This window comes from Ruminococcus sp. Marseille-P6503 (assembly GCF_900604945.1).
GTDB lineage: Bacteria > Bacillota > Clostridia > Oscillospirales > Ruminococcaceae > FB2012.
Genome location: NZ_UWPB01000002.1, coordinates 126,547 through 148,357, shown reverse-complemented (window position 1 = coordinate 148,357; position 21,811 = coordinate 126,547). Strand labels below are relative to the sequence as shown.

Sequence of the window (21,811 nt, the reverse complement as noted above, 5' to 3'; positions counted from 1 at the left end):
ATTATCCGAACAGACCGCCGAAGCCCATAAAGCTGAGAGATACGATAGACGCCGCGATAAGCGTCGAGGGAACGCCTTTGAAGGTTTCCGGAATATCCGAATGTTCTATTCTTCCCCTTACTCCCGAAAACAGTATCAGAGCCAGTGAAAAAGCAAGTCCTGTTCCCAAGGCGTTGAATACAGACTGCACAAAGCTGTAGCCGTTGTCGATGTTGGCTACCGTTACGCCCAGTACGGCGCAGTTTGTTGTTATCAGCGGAAGATATACTCCCAATGCCGAGTAAAGGGGCGGCATTACCTTTTTCAGCACTATTTCTACCAGCTGAACGAACAGCGCGATAACGAGTATAAAGGCTACCGTTCTTAAATAGGTTATTTTGAATTTATCGAGCAGCATATATACCGGGTAGGTACAGGCTGTGGCGCATACCATTACGAATATTACCGCCCCGCCCATTCCGACGGAGGACTTAAGCTGCTTTGAAACGCCGAGAAACGGGCAGATCCCCATAAACTGCGACAGTACGACGTTGTTGACAAAAACGGCGCTGAGCACGATTATGATCAGGTCTTTCATTTTCCGCCGCCCTCCTTTTCACAGGTATCGCAGGAACCGCCGCATATCGAAGCGCTGGGGCAGCCCTCGCAGGATATCTCCTTAGGCGGTCTGCGGTTCGCAAGCTTGTTTACCAGAGCAATTATACAGCCCAGCACGAAAAAGCCTCCTGCCGGCATTATAAAAATAAGCATAGGCTCAGAGCTTATCCCCGGGATCTTCATTCCGAGCCACGAGCCTGCCCCCAGTATTTCTCTTACGGAGCCCATTGTAAACAGTGAAAGCGTAAAGCCAAGACCCATTCCCAGACCGTCCAGGGCGGAGGGCAGAACCTTGTTCTTTGAAGCGAAAGCCTCGGCTCTTCCCAGAATAATGCAGTTTACCGTAATAAGCGTTAAAAATACTCCCAGCGCCGAGTAAAGCGACGGCACATATCTCTGGAGTATAAAGCCTATAAGCGTTACAAATCCCGCGATTATTACAATAAACGAAGGAAGCCTTACCGCCTTGGGGATTACGTTTTTAAGCAGGGAAATGACGATGTTGGAGCAAACCAGCACAAACGTCGTGGCAAGCCCCATGCCTATTCCGTTTACCGCCATCGTGGTTACGGCAAGAGTAGGACACATTCCGAGCAGCGTCACAAGGGTCGGATTTTCCTTTATAAGACCCTTGGTAAACTGGTACCAGTTTGACTTCGTTTTTTTATCGGTCACTGAAGATCGCCTCCTTGTTTTGGGAGTAAAGCGTTACAGCCTTTTTGCACGCCGCCTTCATGCCCTTTGACGAGTAGGTGGCGGAAGTAATGTTGTCTACTGAATTTTCATCCGTTTCAGCGTCAAAGCCGATAAGCTTATCGAGGAAGGAGGCCTCCTGAACCTTTGTGCCGACGCCCGGGGTCTCTCCGATCTCAAGGAAGTATATCCCCTCAACCGCGCCCTCGGAATTTATTCCTATGAGAAGGTGAAGACCTCCCTTGGAATAGCCGTCCTCAACTAGCTCAACAAGGCATTTGTCCTTGCCGTCTGTTATTACCGAAACAACGCCGTCGGTATCGAAGGTTACCGGAGTTTTCTCCTCCGCGTCAGAGTCAAGCAGTATCTCATAATCCCCTTCGCCGAAAATATCCTCGCAGCCAGCCTTGAGCTCGTCGGTCATAACTCCCGTAGTATCAACGTAAGTCTTATTGTACGCTATCGCCAGAAGCCCCGATACAACAATGCATATCACCGTAAGCGCCAGAGGAGGCATTATACTGTTTTTCATTCAGCCTTACCCTCCTTTGCTTCCTTTTTATATATTCCTCCCACAGCTTTTCTGCGGGTAAACATATCTATGTACGGAGTAACTATGTTCATAAGCAGGATCGAATAGGAAACTCCCTCGGGGGCGGAGCACCAGAAGCGTATTACGCAGGTTATTATTCCGCAGCCGATCCCGAAGATCACCTTGCCCTTGGAGGTGATCGGAGTCGTTACATAATCGGTAGCCATGAATATCGCGCCGAGCATTACTCCGCCGGAAAGTATCTGATAAAGTCCGTCCCTGCCGGCAAGAGTGGAAAATACAAAAACCGTTCCTATAAACGCAATGGGCGCGTGAGGGGTTATTATTTTCATAGCCGCAAGGTAGCAACCGCCCAGCAGCAGGGCGCAGGCGGAAACCTCTCCTAAGCAGCCTCCGGTAATTCCCAGAAACAGCTCCGAATATTCAGCGTTTCCCGAAACAAGGGGGGTAGGCTGAGTAACTATCGCGTTTGCGTCGTAAAAGGGAACCGCCCATTGGCTCATTGCCGACGGAAAAGACAGCATGAGCACGATTCGGCCTACGATAGCCGGATTGGCGAAATTGTGTCCCAGACCTCCGAAAAGCTGCTTTGTGATCACTATGGCGACAAACGTACCTATAGCAGCCATCCAGTAGGGCAGCGTGACCGGCAGGTTGAATGCCAGCAGCATTCCGGTTACTGCGGCGGAAAGATCGCCGGTGCTGTTGGGACGTTTCATTATGATATTGCAAAGACGCTCCCAGGCCATTGCGGTGAGTATACAAAATCCCGTCAGCATCAGCGCCCTTCCGCCGAAAATAACCGCCGAAGCGATAAGCGCGGGACAGAGAGCGATGATAACGTGCAGCATGACCTTAGAGGTGGTGATAGAATCCCGTATGTGGGGCGACGGGCTGACTGTAAGCTTATCCAAAATCCATGACCTCCTTTACTTGCTTATGGCGAAGCCCTTGGCAAGCTGGTTTTTCTCAGCAAGATCTCTTTTCGCGGGGCAAACATAGGAACAGCTTCCGCAGTTCATGCAAAGGTTTATTTTCAGTTTGTTCAGCGCCGCTCTGTCCCCGCGGTCGTAGGCTCTTTCAAGCTCTGCCGGCATAAGTCCGACGGGACAGGCGCCGATGCATCTTCCGCAGCGTATGCAGTTTGTCTGTCCCGATTCAACGGTCAGTCCCTTGAGCGAAACCGGCTTCTTAAACGCCAGAAAAGCATTATTGGTCTTGCACACCGGAGTATCGGTATCGTATACGCACATACCCATCATAGGTCCGCCGGAGATCAGCTTATGTATCCCTTCAATATTGGTATCTGTAAGCTTAAGTATATCCGAAAGCTTCATTCCTATGGGGGCTCTGACGTTGCAGGGCGTCTTGACCGCGTCGCCGTCTATGGTCAGCCGCCTTTCGACCAGCGGCATTCCGGTTTCAAGATAGCTGTTTATAAATCCGACGGTAGAAACGTTCATAACAAGTATTCCGTGGTCGGAGGGAAGAGTGCCCTCGGTTATTATCCTGCCTGTAGCATTAAAGGCGATCACCTTTTCAGCGCCCTGAGGGTATGAAGCCTTGAGCCGGAGAACCTTATAGCCGTCCTCGCCCGCGAGCTTTTCCTCGAAAAGAGCTATGGCCTTTGGCTTGTTGCTTTCAATGCCGATATAAACGCTTTCTATCCCCAGCAGCTTTTTTATTTTCTTTATTCCGTTTATTACCCCGTCGGCGTTTTCGATCATCTCGCGATAGTCGCTGGTTATATACGGCTCGCACTCAGCGGCGTTTATTATCAGCGAATCTATCTTTGTTTTGCTTTCGTCGTAATCCAGCTTTACGTGGGTAGGAAAGCCCGCGCCTCCCAGTCCGCAGCAGCCCGATTCCCTTACCGCCTTTACAAGGCTGGCTTTATCGGTGACCTCAGGCGGAGTAACCTCCTTGGAAATCGTCTGAAGCCCGTCGCAGGCTATTTCCACAGCCTTGCAGGACTTTCCGTTAGCGAGCAGCATATCGCTTACCGCCGTGACCGTACCCGAAACGCTTGAATGGACAGGGCAGGACATATATGTTTCGCAGTCGCCCAGCTTCTGTCCGACTTCTACCTTGTCGCCGGTTTTGACCAGGGGAAGGCACGGAGCGCCCATATGCTGCGACATGGCTATTTTCACGGTTTCGGGGCATGGAACGGCGACAGTTTCAGCATTTTCCGTCCCCTTTCTGTGGGGAAGGATAATTCCGTTTAACCTCATTAGTTTTCCTCCTCAATTATGAATATACCGCACAAGCCGTATCCCGTCGTATACGGTATAAATTTACGCAAAATGAAAATCCGTATTCTTTATCTCGATACTGTCCCTCAGGCTTTCCGAGCAGTATATGTTGTTATTTTCGTCCAGAGCGATGACCTGAAATTCTTCACTGTCAAGATAACCGCCCAGCGTCTCTGTGCCGCCGATATAAATTTCGGTGGAAAGAAAATCCGTCAGCATTCCGTCGCCTGCGGAAATAACGGTGACAGAAGTAAGATCGGTTTCGGCAGGGTATCCGGTTTCAAGGTCAAATATATGCGAATACTGCTTTCCCTGCGCGGTAAAAAACCTTTCGTAGCCTCCCGACGTTGAAATAAAGCACTGTCCGCTTTCAAAGGAAAGAGCGGCTTCCGCCGGGTCGTTCGGGTTTTGTATATCGGTAACGAAAGCCGTTTTGTCAGGCTTCTGCCCGTAAACAAGGCTGGAGGAACCGAAGGTTATAACGGCGTATTGCTCGCCGCTTTCGTCAAGCAGTTTTTTTATCTCATCCAGCGCAAAGCCCTTGGCGCAGCAGCCGAAATTAAGTAAGGCGCCGTTTTCAAGCGCGATTCCGTCAGCCGTAAAAACAATATTCCCGCTTCCTATGGTTTCAAGCGCCGCGGAGATCTCGTTTTCCTTCGGAACATGGGGATCATCTCCGGTAACGCTCCACAAGTCGATCAGCCTTCCGGCGGTGCAGTCGGTATGAGGGTAGAGCTCATTAAGGCTTACCGCTCTTTTTATCAGCCGCTCGGTACTCCGCGAAACGCTTACAGGTTCGGACGAGCTGTTTATACGGCTTATATCGGAAGCCTCGTCGTAAGCTGAAAGCTGTTTATCAAGCTCTCTGACAAGGGCTGTATACTGGGAAATATCCGCTTTGGACGACGCCGTTACCGTACAGACGCAGTCCATCGCGACAAGCCGGACCGTCCGCGTCATATCGTTTCCGCCGTTCAGCGACATCAGCGCTCCCGCGGCGATCATTGCCGCTGCCGCCAGACATACCGCAAGGCTTTTGCTGAAACGCATGAAACTCTCCTTTCAGGCTTGAAAAAAATCATAAGCTGTGCTATAATGATTTAAAACATTCTCGGGAACACGGTTACGGCTTAAGCTCGGAAAGATCAAACTCCGGTATATACGCTTTCATCAGGTTTTCGCATTTTCCGACCAGTTCTCTCAGCTTTTGGGAGTATTCTATAGGCAGCTCGATCTCCTTGCTGTTTATTCTGCTGCTGTATCTGATGAATGTGTTGAGCCTTGACGGTTCCTCGGTAAAGATCTTTTCGGTTATCCTGTCCGCGATGTCAGGATCAAGGCTGAAAATAACCGAAGAATTTTTCGGGTTTGCTTCGTAAAGATGTCTGAACATTCTGTATACGCATACATAAATATATGCTTTTACCGACATTGATATTTCCTCAAGATCGGAGGTCTGAGCCAGCATTTCCAAAACCGCTATCGGTACGGTTATATCGTCGTCAGCTGTAAGCGGAAGCTCGGTTTCCGTCCCCTGCCAGGTACCGAATACGTCTTCGTACGGCACCTTATAGTATTTGATAAGCTTTATTACCGAGGGGACAGACCACATACGGAAGCCGCTTTCAAGCTGTGACAGGCTGCTTTGAGTAACGCCCAGTATTTTTGCGGCTTCAGTCTGGCTGATGTGCTTTGATTTTCTTATTTCGGCAAGCCGCCGGCCTATTTCTTTGCTGGATTCAAATAATTCTTTTCTATTGGTATAAGCGTTATTCATAATCTGCGTCCATTTTCCCGTTGGGAGAAAATGTACCTCCTTTCGGTGTTTTGCGGTTTGCTTGGAAAAACAAAATTGATACGGGTTAAAGAAGCTTAGCTTGAAAGGCTGTATTCAGACTGCCGTCTGATTTCGCCTGCTTGTAATATTTAGTATACAATATTCTTGGATTTTTGTAAAGCAGTTTTGTCGAATTAGCAGATAAAAAATTAGAAAACGTTATATATTAAGGAGAGATGAATTTTGAAAGGATACCGACTGGCGCTGGTGCGGCACGGAATGACTCAGGCGAATACCGACGGGAGATATATAGGGATCACCGACCTTCCTCTGAGCCGAGAGGGAGTAGCCGATCTTTATGACAAGGCTGAAAAGAGTTTTTATCCTTCCGTTCAGAAGGTCTATACTTCTCCCCTGAAAAGGTGTAAGCAGACCGCGGATATTCTGTTTCCAAACCGCTATACGGCGGAGCTGGGATTGCTTGCTGAAATGAATTTCGGGGATTTTGAAAACAAGACCGCCGAGGAGCTTATGGATAACGCCGCCTATAAAAAATTTCTTGAGGGCGGGCTTGACAATCCCGCGCCCAACGGAGAGTCGGCAAGGGATGTTGTAAACCGCTGCTATGAGGCGCTTAACATTATTATATCGGATATGATGTACGAGGGACTTACAAACTGCGCCGTTGTTACTCACGGAGGAATAATAATGAATATGCTGAGCTGCTTCGGAGTGCCGAAGCTGAAGCCTGCCGAATACAAATGCGATTTCGGCGAGGGCTTTGAGATTCTTATAACCGCTTCAATGTGGCAGAGATCGGGAGCGTTTGAGCTGTTGGGCGAATATCCTCCCGAATCGGACGGCTCCGGCTTCTGAATTAAAAAGTAAAGCCGGTCGTTATTTGACGGGACGGAAGCGCGGGCTTACGGCTGTATAAAAGAGGTGAGTGCGATTACAAACAAGGAAATAAAAGCCGAGGCGCTCAGGCGGCTCAAGGGCAACTGGGGCAATTGTATAGCTCTTACCGTGTTTATTCTGGCTTTTGTGTTCTTTCTGGCGCTTTGCGAGGTTATGATCTATCTGGTGCTTACGCTATTTGACGCCAGGGAATATTACTCCATGAGCTTTATGCTTCAGGACTGGTTCGGGCGTTTTTTTACAGGGCTGAGGATACTGCTGCTTTTCGTGCTGATAATGCCGGAGCTTTATATTGCCAGACGTCTTTATATTGAGATCGCCAACGGAAAGAGCTTCGTTGAGTCAAGGCAGTATATCCAGAATAATTTTAAAAAAATAGTTCCGAGAGGGCTTGTTACGGCGCTGGTTACGTCAATGCTCAAGCTGTTCGCGGCCGTTCCCCTTTTTATCGGCGTTTATGAGGTTTACTACTGGGGGTGGGTGTGCAAGCTGAATGAGCTTACTTCCTGGGGTCTTTTCTGCTTTATGCTCGCCTTGGGATTTACTGTTGTCTGGACCGGAGTGCTTGTTCATTACTGCATATCCCTCTGTCTTACGAATTACATCATGACCCTTAATCCCAGGGCGAATATTTTTGATGCCTGCGATCTTTCCGTAAGGCTTATGGAGGGCAAGCATTCCAGGTATTTAAGCTTTGTTTTTTCATTCGTTAAGTTTATACCGCTGCTTGTGCTGTTTTATCCTATATTTGCCGTGGCGCCGTATTATATGGTTTCCTACATAGTGTTTATGGAGGATCTTATGGGAAGCTACTGGCAGGATAAGCTTCCGGCAATGATACAGCGCTGGAACAAGCACCATAAGAATAAATAAGGAGCGTTGACCTTTGATATGTCTGTCAGGATTATTATTACCGCCGGTGAAAGCGGAAGAACTCTGGGCGAGGTGCTGTCCGGCCGCGGCGTTTCCAGAAGGCTGATAACAACGCTCAAGCGTATTGACGGAGGCATTACCAGAAGCGAAAGGACAGTCAGGACCGTAGACAGGGTAAGCGCCGGCGACGAAATACTGCTTAAGGAGCGTGATTTGAAAACACTTGAGCCTAATTTCAGCCTTAGCGTTCCGGCGCTTTACGAGGACGAATGCCTGATAGTTTTCGACAAGCCTCCCTTTATGCCTGTTCACCCTTCGGTAAAGCATCAGGGCGATACGCTGGGAAATTTTTTCGCCGCGCGTTTTCCCGAAGTTTCATTTCGTCCTGTAAACCGTCTTGACCGCGACACCTCCGGCTGCGTTATCTGCGCCAAAAGCCGTTACAGCGCGGCAAAGCTGCAAAAAAGCTTTGAAAAGACGTATTACGCGGTATGCTGCGGTCACCCTCCCACCGAAGGGAGAATAGACGCCCCCATAGCCAGAGAGCGGGCTTCTATCATAAAAAGGATCGTTTCTCCCGACGGGCAGCCCGCCGTTACAAATTACCGTATAGCTGCCAGAAACGAAAAATATTCGCTTGCCGAGATTCATCTTGAAACGGGGAGAACGCACCAGATAAGAGTGCATTTTTCGCACATCGGCTTTCCTCTGGCAGGCGACGACCTATACGGCGGCAGCAGGGAGGATTACAGCCGTCAGGCGCTTCATTGCTCCTCGGTAAGCTTTATCCACCCTGAAACAGGACTCAGGGTCAGCGTTTCTTCGCCTCTGCCTGAAAATTTTCACATATGAAAAGCACAGGAGCTGTTTGTATTATAACCTAGCGCCTATATCCCCCGCCTCTAAGGCGGCGGATTCCATTCAGCGTTTCAGTAAGGGAATTAATTTTCTATTTAAATACTGAGTAGCTGGATCTTCGCTGTCAAAAGACTGGGTTTGGCACGGCTGCTTAGTCGCAGCCGATGAAGAGCCACGCTCACATCGGGTTTTGCTCCGAATTAAAAGTCAGATCAGACAAAACAAAAGCGGACGGCCTTGTGGCATCCGTGATAAGGAAGTTACATAAAAAATACATGGATAAGCAGAAGTCCTCACCCTTTTCAGGGTGAGGACTTCTGCTTTGGATTGTGGCATCGCAATCCGATGCTCGCTAAACCTGTGGCACGGTCGTTTTGAAAGTGATTTCATATCAAACCTCTAAGCCAAATATCTAATTATCATATTGTTGACTTAACAAATAGCTGATCAATTGAGCCATATATTGTTTTATAATCACCCAATTTTTCAAATCCGTATTTTTCATATAGCCCGATTTCTCCGCTCATAATATATACTTTTTCATATCCTATCTCACGAGCATATAAAATTGCGCTTTGAATCATCAACTCTGATAATCTATTGCCACGGTATGCTTCATCAACAAAAACAAATCCTATAAATGGTGTAAACTGATATTCTTTTGGCAACTCGTCCTTTTCAGCAAATGTGCAGAATCCTGCCACTTTTCCATTTACACAAGCAACAAACACTCTCTCCCATGTATTAAAGTCATTATTTTTCATTTTTTGAGCCAAATAGGGACCTGCTTTCCACGAGCATTTTTCAGCCAAACAAATGGTTTCATTCCAATATTTATGTATTTGGGTCATGCAATAAATTTCAGTCATATATCCCCCGGATAAAAATTCCTATTTATCGTATTGTAAGTATAGCACATAATCATAATAGAATCAACATTACTCTCGGCAAGCTGACATATATTCTGCCTAGTTAAATAAATTAAAGGGACACTTCCTTACGAAGAGTCCCTTTTCGACCGTCCGCTTTTGTTATTCATCGCCGTTCGTATTTTCAATAAGCGAGCCGTTATCCTCCATAAGCTCAAATTCTATCTCGAATTCTTCGTCTTCTCCGGACGCCGAGGCTCTGTAAACCTTAGCAGTTATCTTATCTCCCGGCTTTTTAGCGGCAAGAAAAGCCTGAACGGATTCGCTGTCTGAAACCGCCTCTCCGTCAAACTCGGTAATAATATCGTCCGGCTTAAGTTGAGTGTTTGCAATGTCGCAGTCCTCGTCGATGGAAACCACATATATTCCGGCTCTTGTGCCGTACATCTGAGCGGTGGTTTCGCTTATTGAGTAGAAGGTAATGCCCACTCTCACTCTGTTCTGTACATAGCCGTATTCCATAAGGTTTTCAATGATCGGCTTGGCGGCGTTGACCGAGATCGCAAAGCCGATTCCGTCGTAGTCGCTGGACGCGAGCTTTGAGGAGGTTATTCCTATTACCTGCCCCCACATATTCAGCAGAGCGCCTCCCGAGTTGCCCGGATTGATCGCCGCGTCTATCTGAATACAGCTCATTGCAAGAGCGGAGTTTTCAACCTTTATCTGACGGTCCAGTCCCGAAACTATTCCTTTTGTTACTGTGCCGTAAAATCCTGCGGGCGAGCCTATCGTAACAACGTCCTCTCCCACGCTTACGCTTTCCGAATCTCCGAACTGCGCAGGGGAAAGCCCTTTAGCGGGGATTTTGATAACTGCAATATCGCTGGCGGTATCAAGTCCGATTATTTTTGCCTCATATTCCGTTTCGTCAGAAAGCACGACCTTAATGCCTTTTGACGCGCCGTCTACTACATGAGCGTTGGTAAGAATATAGCCGTCCTCGGTCATGATTATTCCGCTGCCCTGACCCGCTGGCGCGAAGGAGGTGCCGGTTTGGTAGATCTCAATTGACACCACTGACGGCGAAACCGCCTCGGCTATTCCCTGAGCGGTATACCTTCCGTCGTCGTCATAAAACCTGTCGTCAAGCTTGGGCGTTTCCGCGATCGGCAGAGTAAACTCTATGCGCTGATCCCCCGCGATAAGGTTTGCAAGCCAGCCTCTTCCTTTGACCGCGACGGTAATTACAGACGCGGCGGCAAGCACGATAAACAGCATAGCGATTATGACAGCTGCCGATAGCTTCCTGTTCCTTTTTTTCTGTACTGCCGCTATTTCGCTCCAGAACTCGTCGGAACTGAAATTTACCGAATCGGGCTGCATTGAGTAAGGCTGCTGACGGTTTTCAGTCTGACCTTCGTTTCCCTCACCGTCCGTACTGCCGTCGGTCTGCTTGTTCTGCGGAACGTTTTCCATATCGTCAAAAAAGCTCAAAATAATTCCTCCCGGGAAAGTTTGAACCGCCCCCCAATCGTGCGGATATATTCTTTTCCTGAATTACATTCTATCAGAAATTACGTCAGTCGTCAATAAGCTTGTTGGGAACGGTAAAAACAAACTCCGTATATTCGCCCTGAACGCTTCTTACCATTATCTTTCCGTTGTGAAGCTTGATAATGGAGCGCACTATATTAAGTCCCAGACCGACTCCGGAAGCGTCAAGCCCTCTGGATTTATCCGTTTTATAGAATCTGTCGAATACCAGCGGAAGCTCCTCCTCGCTCAGTCCGTCTCCGCTGTTTTTGATCGAAATAACAGTCATATAGCCTACCGGAGTAAAGGAAAATTCAATATAGCCGCCGTCATTTACAAATTTTATGGCGTTTTCTATCAGATTATACATGACCTGATGGATCAGGTCGCTGTCAGCGTAAAGCATTACTCTGTCAACGTCCAGACCTTTTATCTCAATATGCTTTTCTTCCAGCTTGTTCTCAAACGTTACAAGCGAGTCAACAATAGGCTCAAGCGCGGAAAAATACTGCATATCCGGCTTCAGCTCTCCCGCCTCGATTTTTGCCAGATTAAGCATGGAGCGGACGAGCCTCGTAAGCCTGTGTACCTCCGACGAGATTATTTTAAGGTAACGCTTTTCCTCTTCCTTCGGGATCGTTCCGTCCAGAAGTCCGTCCACAAAGCCGCCTATCGAGGTCATAGGCGTTCTCAGCTCATGAGAAACGTTGGCGACAAAGCTGTTTCTCATGGTGTCGTAATTTTTCAGCGAGGCGGCCATATCGTTGAAGGCGTTGCTCAGCTCCTCAAACTCCTGGATATTGTAAGACGGCAGAGTGACTGAAAAGTTGCCCTTTCCTATTTCCTTTGAAACGCTTGCTATTTCTTTTACCGGCTCTGTAAGCTTCATAGTGGTGAAATAAACGATTATCAGCACAACGATAATAACTAAAACCATTGACATACCGAATATCTCCATTATATTCCATATATAATCGTCCTGATTTGATTTGGTGCTTACCGCCAGCAGATAGTAGGAGGGTCCGTTCGCTTCAAAGGAAATTCCCACGATATGACACTGCTCTTCAAACGCTCCGTCAAAATCTCCGAAAACATAGCTGCTTTCCGGACCGAAGCTGTCGAGCATATCCTTGGGGATTTTTACATTTTCATAGGTTCCGTCGTAATTAGAGCTTAATATAACGCAGCCGTTTTTGTCTGTAAGAATAAAATCGGCGTTGCAGCCCATGGAATATTCTTTTATCTGCTCCGCCACCTGTTCCTTCCATTCGGACGGCGAAGCCGTCATGACCGTCTTTGAGCCTTCCGCCAGCGAAAGGACGTTTTTTTCCAGCAGGTCCTTCTTTTCACCCACAAAATACCGGGAAGAAACAAGCAGCAATACTGCACCTAAGCATATAAAGCTTATGAGTATTACTGCTGAACAGATAATAAAGTATTTTGAAAAAATGCTTCGGCGATTACTCATGCGCGTTTTCGAGAGCCTCAAATTTATAGCCTACGCCCCAGACTGTTTTAAGCGCCCATTTGTCGGAAACGCCCTCGAGCTTTTCACGAAGTCTTTTTACATGAACGTCGATCGTTCTGGAATCGCCGTAATACTCAAATCCCCAGACCTCGTCCAGAAGCTGATCGCGGGTGTATACCCGGTTCGGATTTGAAGCGAGATGGAAAAGCAGCTCAAGCTCCTTAGGAGGAGTGTCGATGACCTTGCCGTCAACCCTCAGTTCATATCTTGTCATATTTACCGAAAGCTTGTCATACTTGACTTCCTTTATTTCAGCTTCTCCCGAAGCCTGTCCTACGCGCCGATATACAGCCTTTATTCTTGCGATTACCTCTTTAGTGTCGAACGGCTTTACAACATAATCGTCCGCTCCCAGCTCAAGACCCAGAACCTTGTCAAAGGTTTCTGATTTCGCTGTGATCATTATGATCGGAACGTTGGATTTCTTTCTGATCTCACGGCATACCTGCCATCCGTCGATGCCTGGCAGCATAATGTCAAGAAGAATAATATCCGGTTTAAGCGCGTTGAATTTAACGACTGCCTCTTCACCGTCATGCGCAAGTATAACTCCGTAACCCTCTTTTTCAAGATAAAGTCTGAGAAGCTCGCAAATATTCTTGTCGTCGTCAACAACTAAAACTCTGCCCAGTGACATAAAATCTTCCTCCTTCAGTCGGGTTTTGCTGCGGCCTTCATTTTTTTGAACAATCCGCAAGGTATTTTTCAATTAATATAAGCATTATAACAAATTCACATTCAAATATATTGTATATTTAATGAATAAAAATATAACAAATAGTAAATTTCAAGAATATCGCAAACTGAGGTTTATAAAGCGACAATAATTAGATAAATTAATTAATAATACTGGCTTTATATGTAAAGCAGCAGAGTTTATGAACAAAAGAGAGTGTATATTGATTAAGTTATTAAAAACTATCCAAATTATATTATATATTAAATGCATTTTTGTGCAAGCCTACAAAGTTTTGAAAAAAAGCATATATAGACTTGAAATTTCGGAAAAAGGTATTATAATATAATTAGCACTCGAAAAGAAAGAGTGCTAACACTTTGACAGCTTGTCTGCTAAAACTCTGAAATTGTTTCAGCTGAAGCAATTATATTAAGTGTCAGGCAAACAATTACTGCGGCTTGCGCATATCCGCTTGATATTACCTGATCTCCGGGAGGAGGTTCGGGCGTTGGCTATCCGCATGGGCTGTAAGGCTTAACGGAATGACCGGGCGGCGGAAGGCTGAGGCCGCTTGTTGAATGACGGGGCGGCGCCCCAAGTGAAAATCAAAGGGAATGTTCCCAAAACAAATCAGAAGGAGAGGATTATTATGACGATCAGACCGCTTCAGGACAGAGTAGTAATTAAAAAAGCTGAGGCAGAGGAAACCACTAAAAGCGGAATTATCCTTGCCGGCTCCGCAAAGGAAAGACCGGAGGTTGCCGAGGTTATGGAGGTAGGACCGGGAAACAAGGACGTTAGTATGTCCGTTAAAAAGGGCGACAAGGTTCTTATCAGCAAATACAGCGGAACAGAGGTCAAGGTTGACGGAGAGGAATATACCATAGTTAAAATGGATGACATTTTAGCGGTTGTTGAATAACAGTTATATTATTTTATTGAGATAATTAAACGGAGGTTGATTGAAATGGCAAAGAATATAATTTACGGCGAGCAGGCTAGGAAATCGCTTCAGACCGGTATCGATAAGCTTGCCGATACCGTAAAGATCACTATGGGACCAAAGGGAAGAAACGTAGTTCTCGATAAGAAATTCGGTTCTCCGCTGATCACAAACGACGGCGTTACCATCGCTAAGGAGATCGAGCTTGAGGACGCTTTTGAAAATATGGGCGCTCAGCTGGTAAAAGAGGTGGCTACAAAGACCAACGACGCCGCCGGCGACGGAACGACTACGGCTACTCTGCTTGCTCAGGCTCTGGTACGCGAGGGAATGAAGAATATTGCCGCCGGAGCTAATCCTATGGTAGTTAAAAAGGGTATGGCAAAGGCTGTAGACGCTACTGTTGAGGCGATAGTTGAAAATTCAAAGAAAATTGAAGGCTCAGCCGACATTGCAAGAGTCGCGACTGTTTCTTCCGGTGACGAGAGCGTAGGCGAGCTTATTGCCGAGGCTATGGAGAAGGTTTCCGCCGACGGAGTTATTACTATCGAAGAGTCTAAAACTGCCGAGACCTACAGCGAGGTCGTTGAGGGTATGCAGTTTGACAGAGGCTATATTGCTCCTTATATGGTTACCGATACGGAAAAGATGGAAGCGGTTCTTGACGACGCTTACATTCTTATTACCGACAAGAAAATTTCAAATATTCAGGAGATCCTGCCGCTGCTTGAGCAGATCGTTCAGTCGGGAAAGAAGCTGCTTATCATTGCTGAGGACGTTGAGGGAGAAGCGCTTTCTACTCTTATCGTCAATAAGCTGAGGGGAACATTTACCTGCGTTGCCGTCAAGGCTCCCGGCTTCGGCGACAGAAGAAAGGAAATGCTTCAGGATATCGCTATCCTTACAGGCGGTCAGGTGATTTCCGAGGAGCTTGGCCTTGAGCTGAAGGAAACGACTATAGAGCAGCTCGGAAGAGCAAGACAGGTCGTTGTTCAGAAGGAAAATACCATTATCGTAGACGGCTCGGGCTCATCCGAGGAAATAAAGGCAAGGATCCATCAGATCAAGGCTCAGATCGAAACGACTACTTCAGATTTTGACCGTGAAAAGCTTCAGGAAAGACTTGCTAAGCTTTCGGGCGGCGTAGCTGTAATCAAGGTAGGCGCTGCTACAGAGGTTGAAATGAAGGAGAAAAAGCTTCGTATTGAAGACGCTCTTGCTGCTACAAAGGCGGCGGTTGAAGAGGGAATAGTTGCCGGCGGCGGAACTGCTCTTATCAACGCTATGCCTGTAGTAAAGAAGCTCTGCGACAAGCTTGAGGGCGACGAGAAAACGGGAGCTAAGATCGTTCTCCGCGCGCTTGAGGAGCCTGTACGTCAGATCGCGGCTAATGCCGGTCTTGAAGGCAGCGTAATTATCGACAAGATCGTACGCTCCAGAAAGGTAGGCTACGGCTTCAACGCCTACACAGAGGAATACGTTGACATGATCCCTGCCGGAATCGTTGATCCTACAAAGGTAACACGTTCAGCGCTTCAGAACGCGGCTTCTGTAGCTGCAATGGTTCTTACAACGGAAAGCCTTGTGGCCGACATTAAGGATCCGCAGGCTGACGCTGCTATGGCTGCTGCCGCTGGCGGCGGAATGGGTGGAATGTACTAATTTTCCGCGGAAAATGATTTGAATTGCAAAATCCGCTCAGCTGGACTTGCCGGCTGAGCGGATTATTATTGCTGAGCCGCATGGCAAGAGCAAGCGGATATTGGATTATATAGCTATATTTTGGGCTGTATAATTACAGCGGTTCACTTATGAATAAAATGTAAAAACACCCGAAGGGCGTCGGCGATACTTGACATATTGATTCCGCGGTGATATAATAATATAGTTGAAATGAAGCAGAATTTTATTTCTGCTTTTATATGCGCTGCTAGCTCAGCTGGATAGAGTGACTGGCTACGAACCAGTAGGTCAGGGGTTCGAGTCCCTTGCAGCGCGCCATACTTAAAGAGCGAAACCCACAACTGAATAAAGTTATGGACTTCGCTCAATAAGTATAACTACCCATTGAGCTACATTATAAATCGAACAAGATGGCTGCTTGCGATTTATAATATAAATGTTTTTGTTTGATGGTTTCTTTCGCTCCACTTTTTCCGAGCGGCTGAGATTACATCATACCTCAGACTTTAACGTCCCTTTTGATTGGACGAAGTGACTGCTGTGCGGTGGCTCACTTAAACCTACCAGCTGGGGCAAAACTCTTGAGGTCAAACTCCTTGATAACGGTGTCGCTAGTGCATACTTCACCGTGCAATTAAGGTTAATTGCAAATTTATTTGCAAAAACAAAAGAGCTTTTCAGATGTCTTTCCACAAACGATCTGAAAAACTCTCTTGACAAATGTATCCTAAGCGTGCTACAATGAACACGAATAATAGGCATTCACCTAAAGGTTTCACAGTTGTGTCGTGACATCTGTGTTGCTTGGGTTACGTTTTCTGCCAGGAAGACGTAACCTGTGGTGGGTGTCTTTTGTTATACCCACATATATAGATTACCATAATTTATGATAGTTGTCAAGTGTTTTTTTGACAATTATATGTGGTTTTTAGTTAGTTTTTCAATTTTTCAAAAAAGTGCGACATCATGTCGCAGTATGGGGTGTTAGCTATGAATGAATTTACAATCAGAAGTGTAAACAGATGGGAACTGAATGTTAATCTGATATTATTAGCTTTTGTTTTTATCTTGACTGTTATAATGGGGTTTTTAATAAAAGCTACTTCACTATTGTTATTTGCTGTTATTTACAAAATATCTTATTTGCTAACATTTGCATGGTTAATCTCACTGCTTATTAATATAAATGGATATAATAAAAATATAACGATTCAAAACGGCAATATCCAAGGGAAAGATGGAATATTTAGCAGCTATAACATTTTAGTTTCAGATGTTGTTGCTGTTCATACATACCGCAAAGAATCATCATTAAGAGATATAGTTGAAATAAGAACAAATTACACTATTTATAGAGTAGGCGGAATTAGAAGAAAAGACGCGATTAAATTCATGGACGAGCTTTCTAAATATAAATATTTTGAAAGGTCTGTCGGTTAAGGTCCTAATATTATTATGTCATAGTAATAAAAATAAAGAAAAGAGGAAAATAAATTATGCTTTTACTTAATGTCCCATATGAAGAAAAAGAAGAAGCAAAGGCTCTGGGTGCACGATGGAAACCCGAATATAAAAAGTGGTCAGTATTTCTTGGAAAGGATTATTATAAATTTGATAAATGGATACCTAAAAACAGCGGAGATATTATATTGTGCGATTATATATACATAATTGTTGGAAAGCACGAATGTTTTAAATGTCATAAACAAACTTCCGTTGTGGGTCTAGGCGTTGAGAAGTTCATGTATATAACTGAAGATGAAAACGGCAAAAGAAATTATAAGTATAATAAAGACGATATACATATTTGTCCTTTTATCAAAGAACTTCCGAAAAACATATATGATTTTGCAGCTGAAAAATACGGTTTAAAATACGGTTATTCTAACGTCGTTAAAGGCAGTTATTTAGCTAATCACTGCCAGAATTGCGGCGTTATACAAGGTAACTTTTATTTATTTGATGAAGTTGATTCGCCTTTTTTTCTTTATGAAGCAAGTGACGTAAAAAAGCTTGAAATCTTTAAAGTTAAGCTGCCTTATGATATAATCTGTAATGCAGAAATAAGCTATCTTAGCAGTGATTATTTAATTAAGCAATATGGAAACATTCAAGAATTAAATTTATGACTGCGACATGATGTCGCAGTCTGGAGTGTTAATTTTTGAATAAAAAGCAACGCAGTTTGAACTCTTGGGGTCAAACTGCGTTTGGGATTATCTAATAAGTTCAATATCAATTGGTAGATTTCTTTTTTTCATATGTACCATTATTAATATCTCTAATTTTTTTGAACCAGTCCTCAATTTCATTCCAACAGTTCATTTTTACCAAAGTTTCTTTTGTTATTTTTTTAGATACACTTTTATTTAATATCTGCTTAATTGCAATCTCACGCTCTCTCAAGTCCTTTATTTCCTGTTTTACCAAATTGAGTAATATCTTAGGAATATCTATAGAAGACCAATTATTTTTATACTTTGACAAGTCGATATCAAATTGATTCTCAATTAGTTCAGGTGCAATATAGTTTTCCGTTTCCGGCAATACAGTATGCCAACCAAATCTTCTTCCATCATCTTCTTTTTGTATTTCTTCTATAGTCGTGATATACTTTTTTACATCGTTATCAACAATATATATTTCTTTTATAGACGATTCACTAAAATAATCCTTATTTATCCAATCAATCAGATTGCCACCACTCAATGGAATCAAAGAAAAATCATTATCTGACAAATCAACTATAGCTTTCAATTCAGGTATATTATGATTTATCGTTGTCAAAAAATTTACATCATTTGGTCCCTCTACATATACTACTGTTTTTGTTTTTGCATAGGGTAAAATTCCAAGTGATTCTGCAATTCCTTTTATTTTGCTCTCATTCTCTTTTTCAATATGTGGTATTCCACTTTCATTCTTCTTTATAAAAATAAGTTGATTAACATCTACCATCTTTGCAATCTCAGGAGTATGACTAGTTACAATAATTTGATGTGTCTCTTTTTCTGATAATTCCAATAATGTTGATAGAATCATGCGTTGATAATCAGGATGCTGACTTGTTTCAGGTTCTTCAATCGCATATATCATTTGACGATTATCATTTTCTCTCAGCTTCTCCTCTGCGTCTGCTCTAAAATAGCTTAATAGAATTAAACGTCTTACACCACTGCCACGTTTGTTAAGAGGAATATCATTATCAGATACTAAATCAAAACTAAAAGATGAGTCTATTGGTTTTAAAGTAACTTTGGGCTGAATATTTTGTGCTATACTTGAATCTAATTCTGAAAGTTTTTTAATGGTCTTTCTGCCTATTTCTTCTACTTTTTGCTTTACCTCTTCCTGCATTTGCGTAATCTGATTTTCCATATCAGCAACCACAGATTTTGTAACCGCCTTTAATGGATCTTGAATTTCTGCATCTTTATCTGTATTTTTTCTGTCTGATTCAAACAAACAAAACATTGGTAGTTGCTTACTAATGCTTTCCCAAATCTTTTTCCCATCTTCCTTAGAAATATCTATATCAGTGAGTGCTAAGTCAATTGGCTCATTAAGTTCTTTTGCATAAATAGCTTTTCTTAATTCAGCTGATTTTGTTCTAGTCTCAGGAACATAAATTGGTTCATTTTTATACAAATCATATCTTTTTTGCAAAACTGATATTTTTTCTTGTATTAATGGAGGACTATATTTGGTAGGATACATAGCAACTATATACGTTTTTTGGCTACTAGCAGTTATTTTCCCCTTAGAGCAATCCCAAGTGTGTTTAATTTCTAAAAAGCCTTCATCATTCAGAAGAAATTCATCTTTACAAGTTGAAAAATTAGTTGCATCAACAAGTATTTTTCCGTCTCCAACATCAAAACAACAAGAAATCTCAATGATTGGTTCTGAATTAAAAACAGATAAATCGCTTATATCTATTTTTATCTTTTCAGAATTAAAGAAAATTTCAAGAGCTTCTAAAATTGTTGATTTTCCAACATCATTTCTTCCTATAATTACATTCATATTACTATCAAAATCAATAACAATATTAGTATATCCTCTGAAATTTTTTAATTTTAATCTCTTTAAAATCATATTATCACCTTTAATCATCATCTATAAGTATTATTAAAAACTTGTCTATAAATGTTGTTAATAATAAGATATAATGTTATCTGATATATCACTAATTCACTTATACAGTTTAGCGCTACGCTACTTTTTCCTCAAAACCATTCTTTTCAATTCTTGCTTTACAAATAATCAACAATAAAAATTCCACCAAAGCAAGTATAACATGGTTCATAAAGTTTAAAAGAAATTTATAATATATAATTATCTCTCTTAACATCATTATACACCACGCTTCTGTTAATTACAATACTTTTTGCCAAATAAAAAGCGTTTTGCTCACATTTTCTACAAATTTATATAATTTGCCATGCTATTTTTATGCGATCTGCCATTAAATAAAAACAGATTTTTTGTGAAAACAAATATGCTACAATAAATACAAGAATATATATTTGCAATCGGAGACTATGTTTTGAACGAAAGAATCATTTTTCATTCCGACCTTAATAATTTCTATACTTCTGTAAAATGTCCTTATCATCTCGAATACCGTGGAAAGCCTTTTGCCGTTCTTGGCGACCCTGAAGCTTGTCACGGAATAGTTCTTGCTTCTCCTCGCTTTGAGATATATATGAAACATTTCAAGCTTGTTCGAGAGATATATTTTGAGTATACTGATTAGGTAGAGCCTAGGTATGCCATAGTGTGTGCCGCATAATAAGTAATTTTATATTTTTTTCTCATAATCGGGAATATGTATAGAGTGGTTAAGAACGTCTGCGGTTTCTATTTTATCTTGAAAACTTAAATGCACATAAATATCAGAAGTAATTGCTGTACTGCTATGCCCAAGCCAAACGGATACTTGCTTCATAGGTATGCCTTGCCTGATTAACAAGCTTGCACAGGTATGGCGCAGGTCATGCAGACGACATTTATATCCCAATTTATTAATAATCTTTGCAAAGTCATTTGTAAGCGTATCTGGTTTTATTAAATCACCTAATTCGTCGACACAAACATACTGCAAATAACGTCGGCAATATGTTTTTTGATTCTTAATATAACTTATCACTTGAGATTTTTTTACCTTTTGAAGAAAATATAAAAGCTGCTCTGGACAAGGTAGGGTTCGGCGGCTTGATTTAGTTTTTGGTAAATCTGAAAATTGCAGTCCTTTCTTGACTTTCACTACTGTATGTGAAATATGGATTACTTTATGCTCAAAGTCAATTGCACTCCAGCGAAGCCCAAGAACTTCACTTCTGCGTAAACCTAAAAAAGCTGCAATAACAACCGGGATATGTATCCTGCTGTTTCTGGTTTGAGAAAAGACTTCATACAGCTGAGCTTCATCTAGCATATTACCTGAAAAACGTTCAATAGAAGGTTTATCAGCAACCATACAAGGGTTAACTGCAATTATTTTATTCTTAACAGCGTCATCAAGTGCCGCACAAATGTTAGAAGCATGCTTTCTAATTGTTCTGCCGCTAAGCCCTTCACGAAGTTTATCTGTATAGTATTCTTCAAGTAATTTCGGAGTGATCTGCCCTATCAAAACTTTATGATTGCGAAAATAAGGCTCTATATGCTTAGTGACTTGAATTTCATAAGCAGCATAGGTATTGTTTTTTATTTTGATTTGTGATTTTTTTTACCAATCTAATATCCAATCTGCAAACAATTGATCAGTCCCTGAACCGCAGTTATACCGCTGCTTCAGCTCCATATTTTCACGAGTAAGCGCAACGACCAATTTTTCTAATTCAATCTTTTCTTTGAATATAGTTTCAAAGCTCATAATAATACCCTTTTTCACTATAATATTTATAATTATCTATTATTATCTATTATATAACAAAAAAAGATAAAATCAATACCAATAAATTCATTACAACAAATTTCTAAATTTTTATACTATTTTTTACCTAAAATTTTGAAAGAAAAAGCACGCTCCGTGCCGGATCCAAGG

Annotated in this window: 21 protein-coding genes and 1 tRNA gene; 9 read left to right on the top strand and 13 right to left on the bottom strand. The window is 43.2% G+C overall.

Annotation, left to right across the window (positions count from 1 at the left end; all coding sequences use genetic code 11):
- Position 1: 1 nt before the first annotated feature.
- From EIH25_RS06730 to EIH25_RS06700, 7 genes are all read right to left on the bottom strand, one after another.
- The gene (locus EIH25_RS06730; RefSeq protein ID WP_124099980.1) at positions 2-577 is read right to left on the bottom strand and encodes an RnfABCDGE type electron transport complex subunit A; all 576 of its coding nucleotides are present in this window, start codon (positions 575-577) and stop codon (positions 2-4) included.
- On the bottom strand, positions 574-1,272 hold the full coding sequence (locus EIH25_RS06725; RefSeq protein ID WP_124099978.1) for an electron transport complex subunit E: 699 nt from the start codon (positions 1,270-1,272) through the stop codon (positions 574-576). Before EIH25_RS06725 ends, EIH25_RS06730 begins: the two co-directional genes overlap by 4 nt.
- Complete coding sequence (locus tag EIH25_RS06720; RefSeq protein ID WP_124099976.1) at positions 1,262-1,822, bottom strand: FMN-binding protein; 561 nt, start codon at positions 1,820-1,822, stop codon at positions 1,262-1,264. The genes EIH25_RS06725 and EIH25_RS06720 overlap by 11 nt, the downstream gene beginning before the upstream one ends.
- Entirely contained in the window at positions 1,819-2,757 is a 939-nt protein-coding gene (locus EIH25_RS06715; protein ID WP_124099974.1) for an RnfABCDGE type electron transport complex subunit D, read from the bottom strand. The genes EIH25_RS06720 and EIH25_RS06715 overlap by 4 nt, the downstream gene beginning before the upstream one ends.
- A gap of 15 nt (positions 2,758-2,772) precedes the next feature.
- Positions 2,773-4,077 carry an electron transport complex subunit RsxC gene (rsxC, locus tag EIH25_RS06710; protein WP_124099972.1) on the bottom strand — a complete coding sequence of 435 codons (1,305 nt, stop codon included), beginning with the start codon at positions 4,075-4,077 and terminating at the stop codon, positions 2,773-2,775.
- Positions 4,078-4,140: 63 nt separating this feature from the next.
- Positions 4,141-5,148, bottom strand: a complete 1,008-nt coding sequence (locus EIH25_RS06705; protein WP_124099970.1) for an FAD:protein FMN transferase — start codon at positions 5,146-5,148, stop codon at positions 4,141-4,143.
- A 73-nt stretch (positions 5,149-5,221) separates the two neighbouring features.
- Entirely contained in the window at positions 5,222-5,875 is a 654-nt protein-coding gene (locus EIH25_RS06700) for a helix-turn-helix transcriptional regulator (RefSeq protein ID WP_124099968.1), read from the bottom strand.
- 243 nt (positions 5,876-6,118) lie between these two features.
- Here EIH25_RS06700 and EIH25_RS06695 point away from each other — a divergent pair, with 243 nt between their 5' ends.
- The 3 genes from EIH25_RS06695 to EIH25_RS06685 all read left to right on the top strand — a co-directional run bounded on the left by EIH25_RS06695 (position 6,119) and on the right by EIH25_RS06685 (position 8,518).
- Entirely contained in the window at positions 6,119-6,751 is a 633-nt protein-coding gene (locus EIH25_RS06695) for a histidine phosphatase family protein (RefSeq protein ID WP_124099966.1), read from the top strand.
- 66 nt (positions 6,752-6,817) lie between these two features.
- Positions 6,818-7,666, top strand: coding sequence for a hypothetical protein (locus EIH25_RS06690; protein ID WP_164489186.1), 849 nt, complete (start codon positions 6,818-6,820; stop codon positions 7,664-7,666).
- Between the two features lie 18 nt (positions 7,667-7,684).
- Positions 7,685-8,518: an RluA family pseudouridine synthase gene (locus EIH25_RS06685; RefSeq protein ID WP_124099962.1), complete on the top strand. Its 834-nt coding sequence runs from the start codon at positions 7,685-7,687 to the stop codon at positions 8,516-8,518.
- Between the two features lie 425 nt (positions 8,519-8,943).
- Here EIH25_RS06685 and EIH25_RS06680 read toward each other — a convergent pair whose 3' ends face one another.
- The 4 genes from EIH25_RS06680 to EIH25_RS06665 form a co-directional block, all read right to left on the bottom strand.
- Positions 8,944-9,393: a GNAT family N-acetyltransferase gene (locus EIH25_RS06680; RefSeq protein WP_124099960.1), complete on the bottom strand. Its 450-nt coding sequence runs from the start codon at positions 9,391-9,393 to the stop codon at positions 8,944-8,946.
- Between the two features lie 162 nt (positions 9,394-9,555).
- Positions 9,556-10,887 carry a trypsin-like peptidase domain-containing protein gene (locus EIH25_RS06675; protein WP_124099958.1) on the bottom strand — a complete coding sequence of 444 codons (1,332 nt, stop codon included), beginning with the start codon at positions 10,885-10,887 and terminating at the stop codon, positions 9,556-9,558.
- Positions 10,888-10,972: 85 nt separating this feature from the next.
- Positions 10,973-12,307 (bottom strand): HAMP domain-containing sensor histidine kinase, encoded by a 1,335-nt coding sequence (locus tag EIH25_RS06670; protein ID WP_243113108.1) that lies wholly within the window; start codon positions 12,305-12,307, stop codon positions 10,973-10,975.
- Positions 12,308-12,386: 79 nt separating this feature from the next.
- Positions 12,387-13,091 carry a response regulator transcription factor gene (locus EIH25_RS06665; protein WP_124099954.1) on the bottom strand — a complete coding sequence of 235 codons (705 nt, stop codon included), beginning with the start codon at positions 13,089-13,091 and terminating at the stop codon, positions 12,387-12,389.
- 691 nt (positions 13,092-13,782) lie between these two features.
- Between EIH25_RS06665 and EIH25_RS06660 the strand changes: the two genes are divergently transcribed.
- From EIH25_RS06660 to EIH25_RS06640, 5 genes are all read left to right on the top strand, one after another.
- Positions 13,783-14,055: a co-chaperone GroES gene (locus EIH25_RS06660; RefSeq protein WP_124099952.1), complete on the top strand. Its 273-nt coding sequence runs from the start codon at positions 13,783-13,785 to the stop codon at positions 14,053-14,055.
- 45 nt (positions 14,056-14,100) lie between these two features.
- Complete coding sequence (gene groL, locus EIH25_RS06655; protein ID WP_124099950.1) at positions 14,101-15,738, top strand: chaperonin GroEL; 1,638 nt, start codon at positions 14,101-14,103, stop codon at positions 15,736-15,738.
- A gap of 262 nt (positions 15,739-16,000) precedes the next feature.
- Positions 16,001-16,077 (top strand) — tRNA-Arg (locus EIH25_RS06650).
- A 672-nt stretch (positions 16,078-16,749) separates the two neighbouring features.
- Complete coding sequence (locus EIH25_RS06645; RefSeq protein WP_124099948.1) at positions 16,750-17,199, top strand: hypothetical protein; 450 nt, start codon at positions 16,750-16,752, stop codon at positions 17,197-17,199.
- 56 nt (positions 17,200-17,255) lie between these two features.
- A complete protein-coding gene (locus EIH25_RS06640) occupies positions 17,256-17,888 on the top strand; it encodes a DUF5710 domain-containing protein (protein ID WP_124099946.1) in 633 nt (210 codons plus the stop codon).
- 106 nt (positions 17,889-17,994) lie between these two features.
- Here EIH25_RS06640 and EIH25_RS06635 read toward each other — a convergent pair whose 3' ends face one another.
- Positions 17,995-19,857, bottom strand: coding sequence for an ATP-binding protein (locus EIH25_RS06635; RefSeq protein ID WP_164489185.1), 1,863 nt, complete (start codon positions 19,855-19,857; stop codon positions 17,995-17,997).
- Positions 19,858-20,308: 451 nt separating this feature from the next.
- Here EIH25_RS06635 and EIH25_RS06630 point away from each other — a divergent pair, with 451 nt between their 5' ends.
- Entirely contained in the window at positions 20,309-20,518 is a 210-nt protein-coding gene (locus EIH25_RS06630; protein WP_124099942.1) for a hypothetical protein, read from the top strand.
- A 45-nt stretch (positions 20,519-20,563) separates the two neighbouring features.
- Here EIH25_RS06630 and EIH25_RS06625 read toward each other — a convergent pair whose 3' ends face one another.
- The gene (locus EIH25_RS06625) at positions 20,564-21,475 is read right to left on the bottom strand and encodes a site-specific integrase (RefSeq protein WP_279254441.1); all 912 of its coding nucleotides are present in this window, start codon (positions 21,473-21,475) and stop codon (positions 20,564-20,566) included.
- Positions 21,476-21,811: the final 336 nt, after the last annotated feature.

Bases quoted from the DNA above. Each gene is read 5' to 3' on its own strand.
- EIH25_RS06635 (WP_164489185.1), bottom strand. From the start codon at position 19,857: ATGATTTTAAAGAGATTAAAATTAAAAAATTTCAGAGGATATACTAAT.
- EIH25_RS06645 (WP_124099948.1), top strand. From the start codon at position 16,750: ATGAATGAATTTACAATCAGAAGTGTAAACAGATGGGAACTGAATGTT.
- EIH25_RS06705 (WP_124099970.1), bottom strand. From the start codon at position 5,148: ATGCGTTTCAGCAAAAGCCTTGCGGTATGTCTGGCGGCAGCGGCAATG.
- EIH25_RS06730 (WP_124099980.1), bottom strand. From the start codon at position 577: ATGAAAGACCTGATCATAATCGTGCTCAGCGCCGTTTTTGTCAACAAC.
- EIH25_RS06640 (WP_124099946.1), top strand. From the start codon at position 17,256: ATGCTTTTACTTAATGTCCCATATGAAGAAAAAGAAGAAGCAAAGGCT.
- rsxC (WP_124099972.1), bottom strand. From the start codon at position 4,077: ATGAGGTTAAACGGAATTATCCTTCCCCACAGAAAGGGGACGGAAAAT.
- EIH25_RS06700 (WP_124099968.1), bottom strand. From the start codon at position 5,875: ATGAATAACGCTTATACCAATAGAAAAGAATTATTTGAATCCAGCAAA.
- EIH25_RS06685 (WP_124099962.1), top strand. From the start codon at position 7,685: ATGTCTGTCAGGATTATTATTACCGCCGGTGAAAGCGGAAGAACTCTG.
- groL (WP_124099950.1), top strand. From the start codon at position 14,101: ATGGCAAAGAATATAATTTACGGCGAGCAGGCTAGGAAATCGCTTCAG.
- EIH25_RS06660 (WP_124099952.1), top strand. From the start codon at position 13,783: ATGACGATCAGACCGCTTCAGGACAGAGTAGTAATTAAAAAAGCTGAG.
- EIH25_RS06720 (WP_124099976.1), bottom strand. From the start codon at position 1,822: ATGAAAAACAGTATAATGCCTCCTCTGGCGCTTACGGTGATATGCATT.
- EIH25_RS06665 (WP_124099954.1), bottom strand. From the start codon at position 13,091: ATGTCACTGGGCAGAGTTTTAGTTGTTGACGACGACAAGAATATTTGC.
- EIH25_RS06680 (WP_124099960.1), bottom strand. From the start codon at position 9,393: ATGACTGAAATTTATTGCATGACCCAAATACATAAATATTGGAATGAA.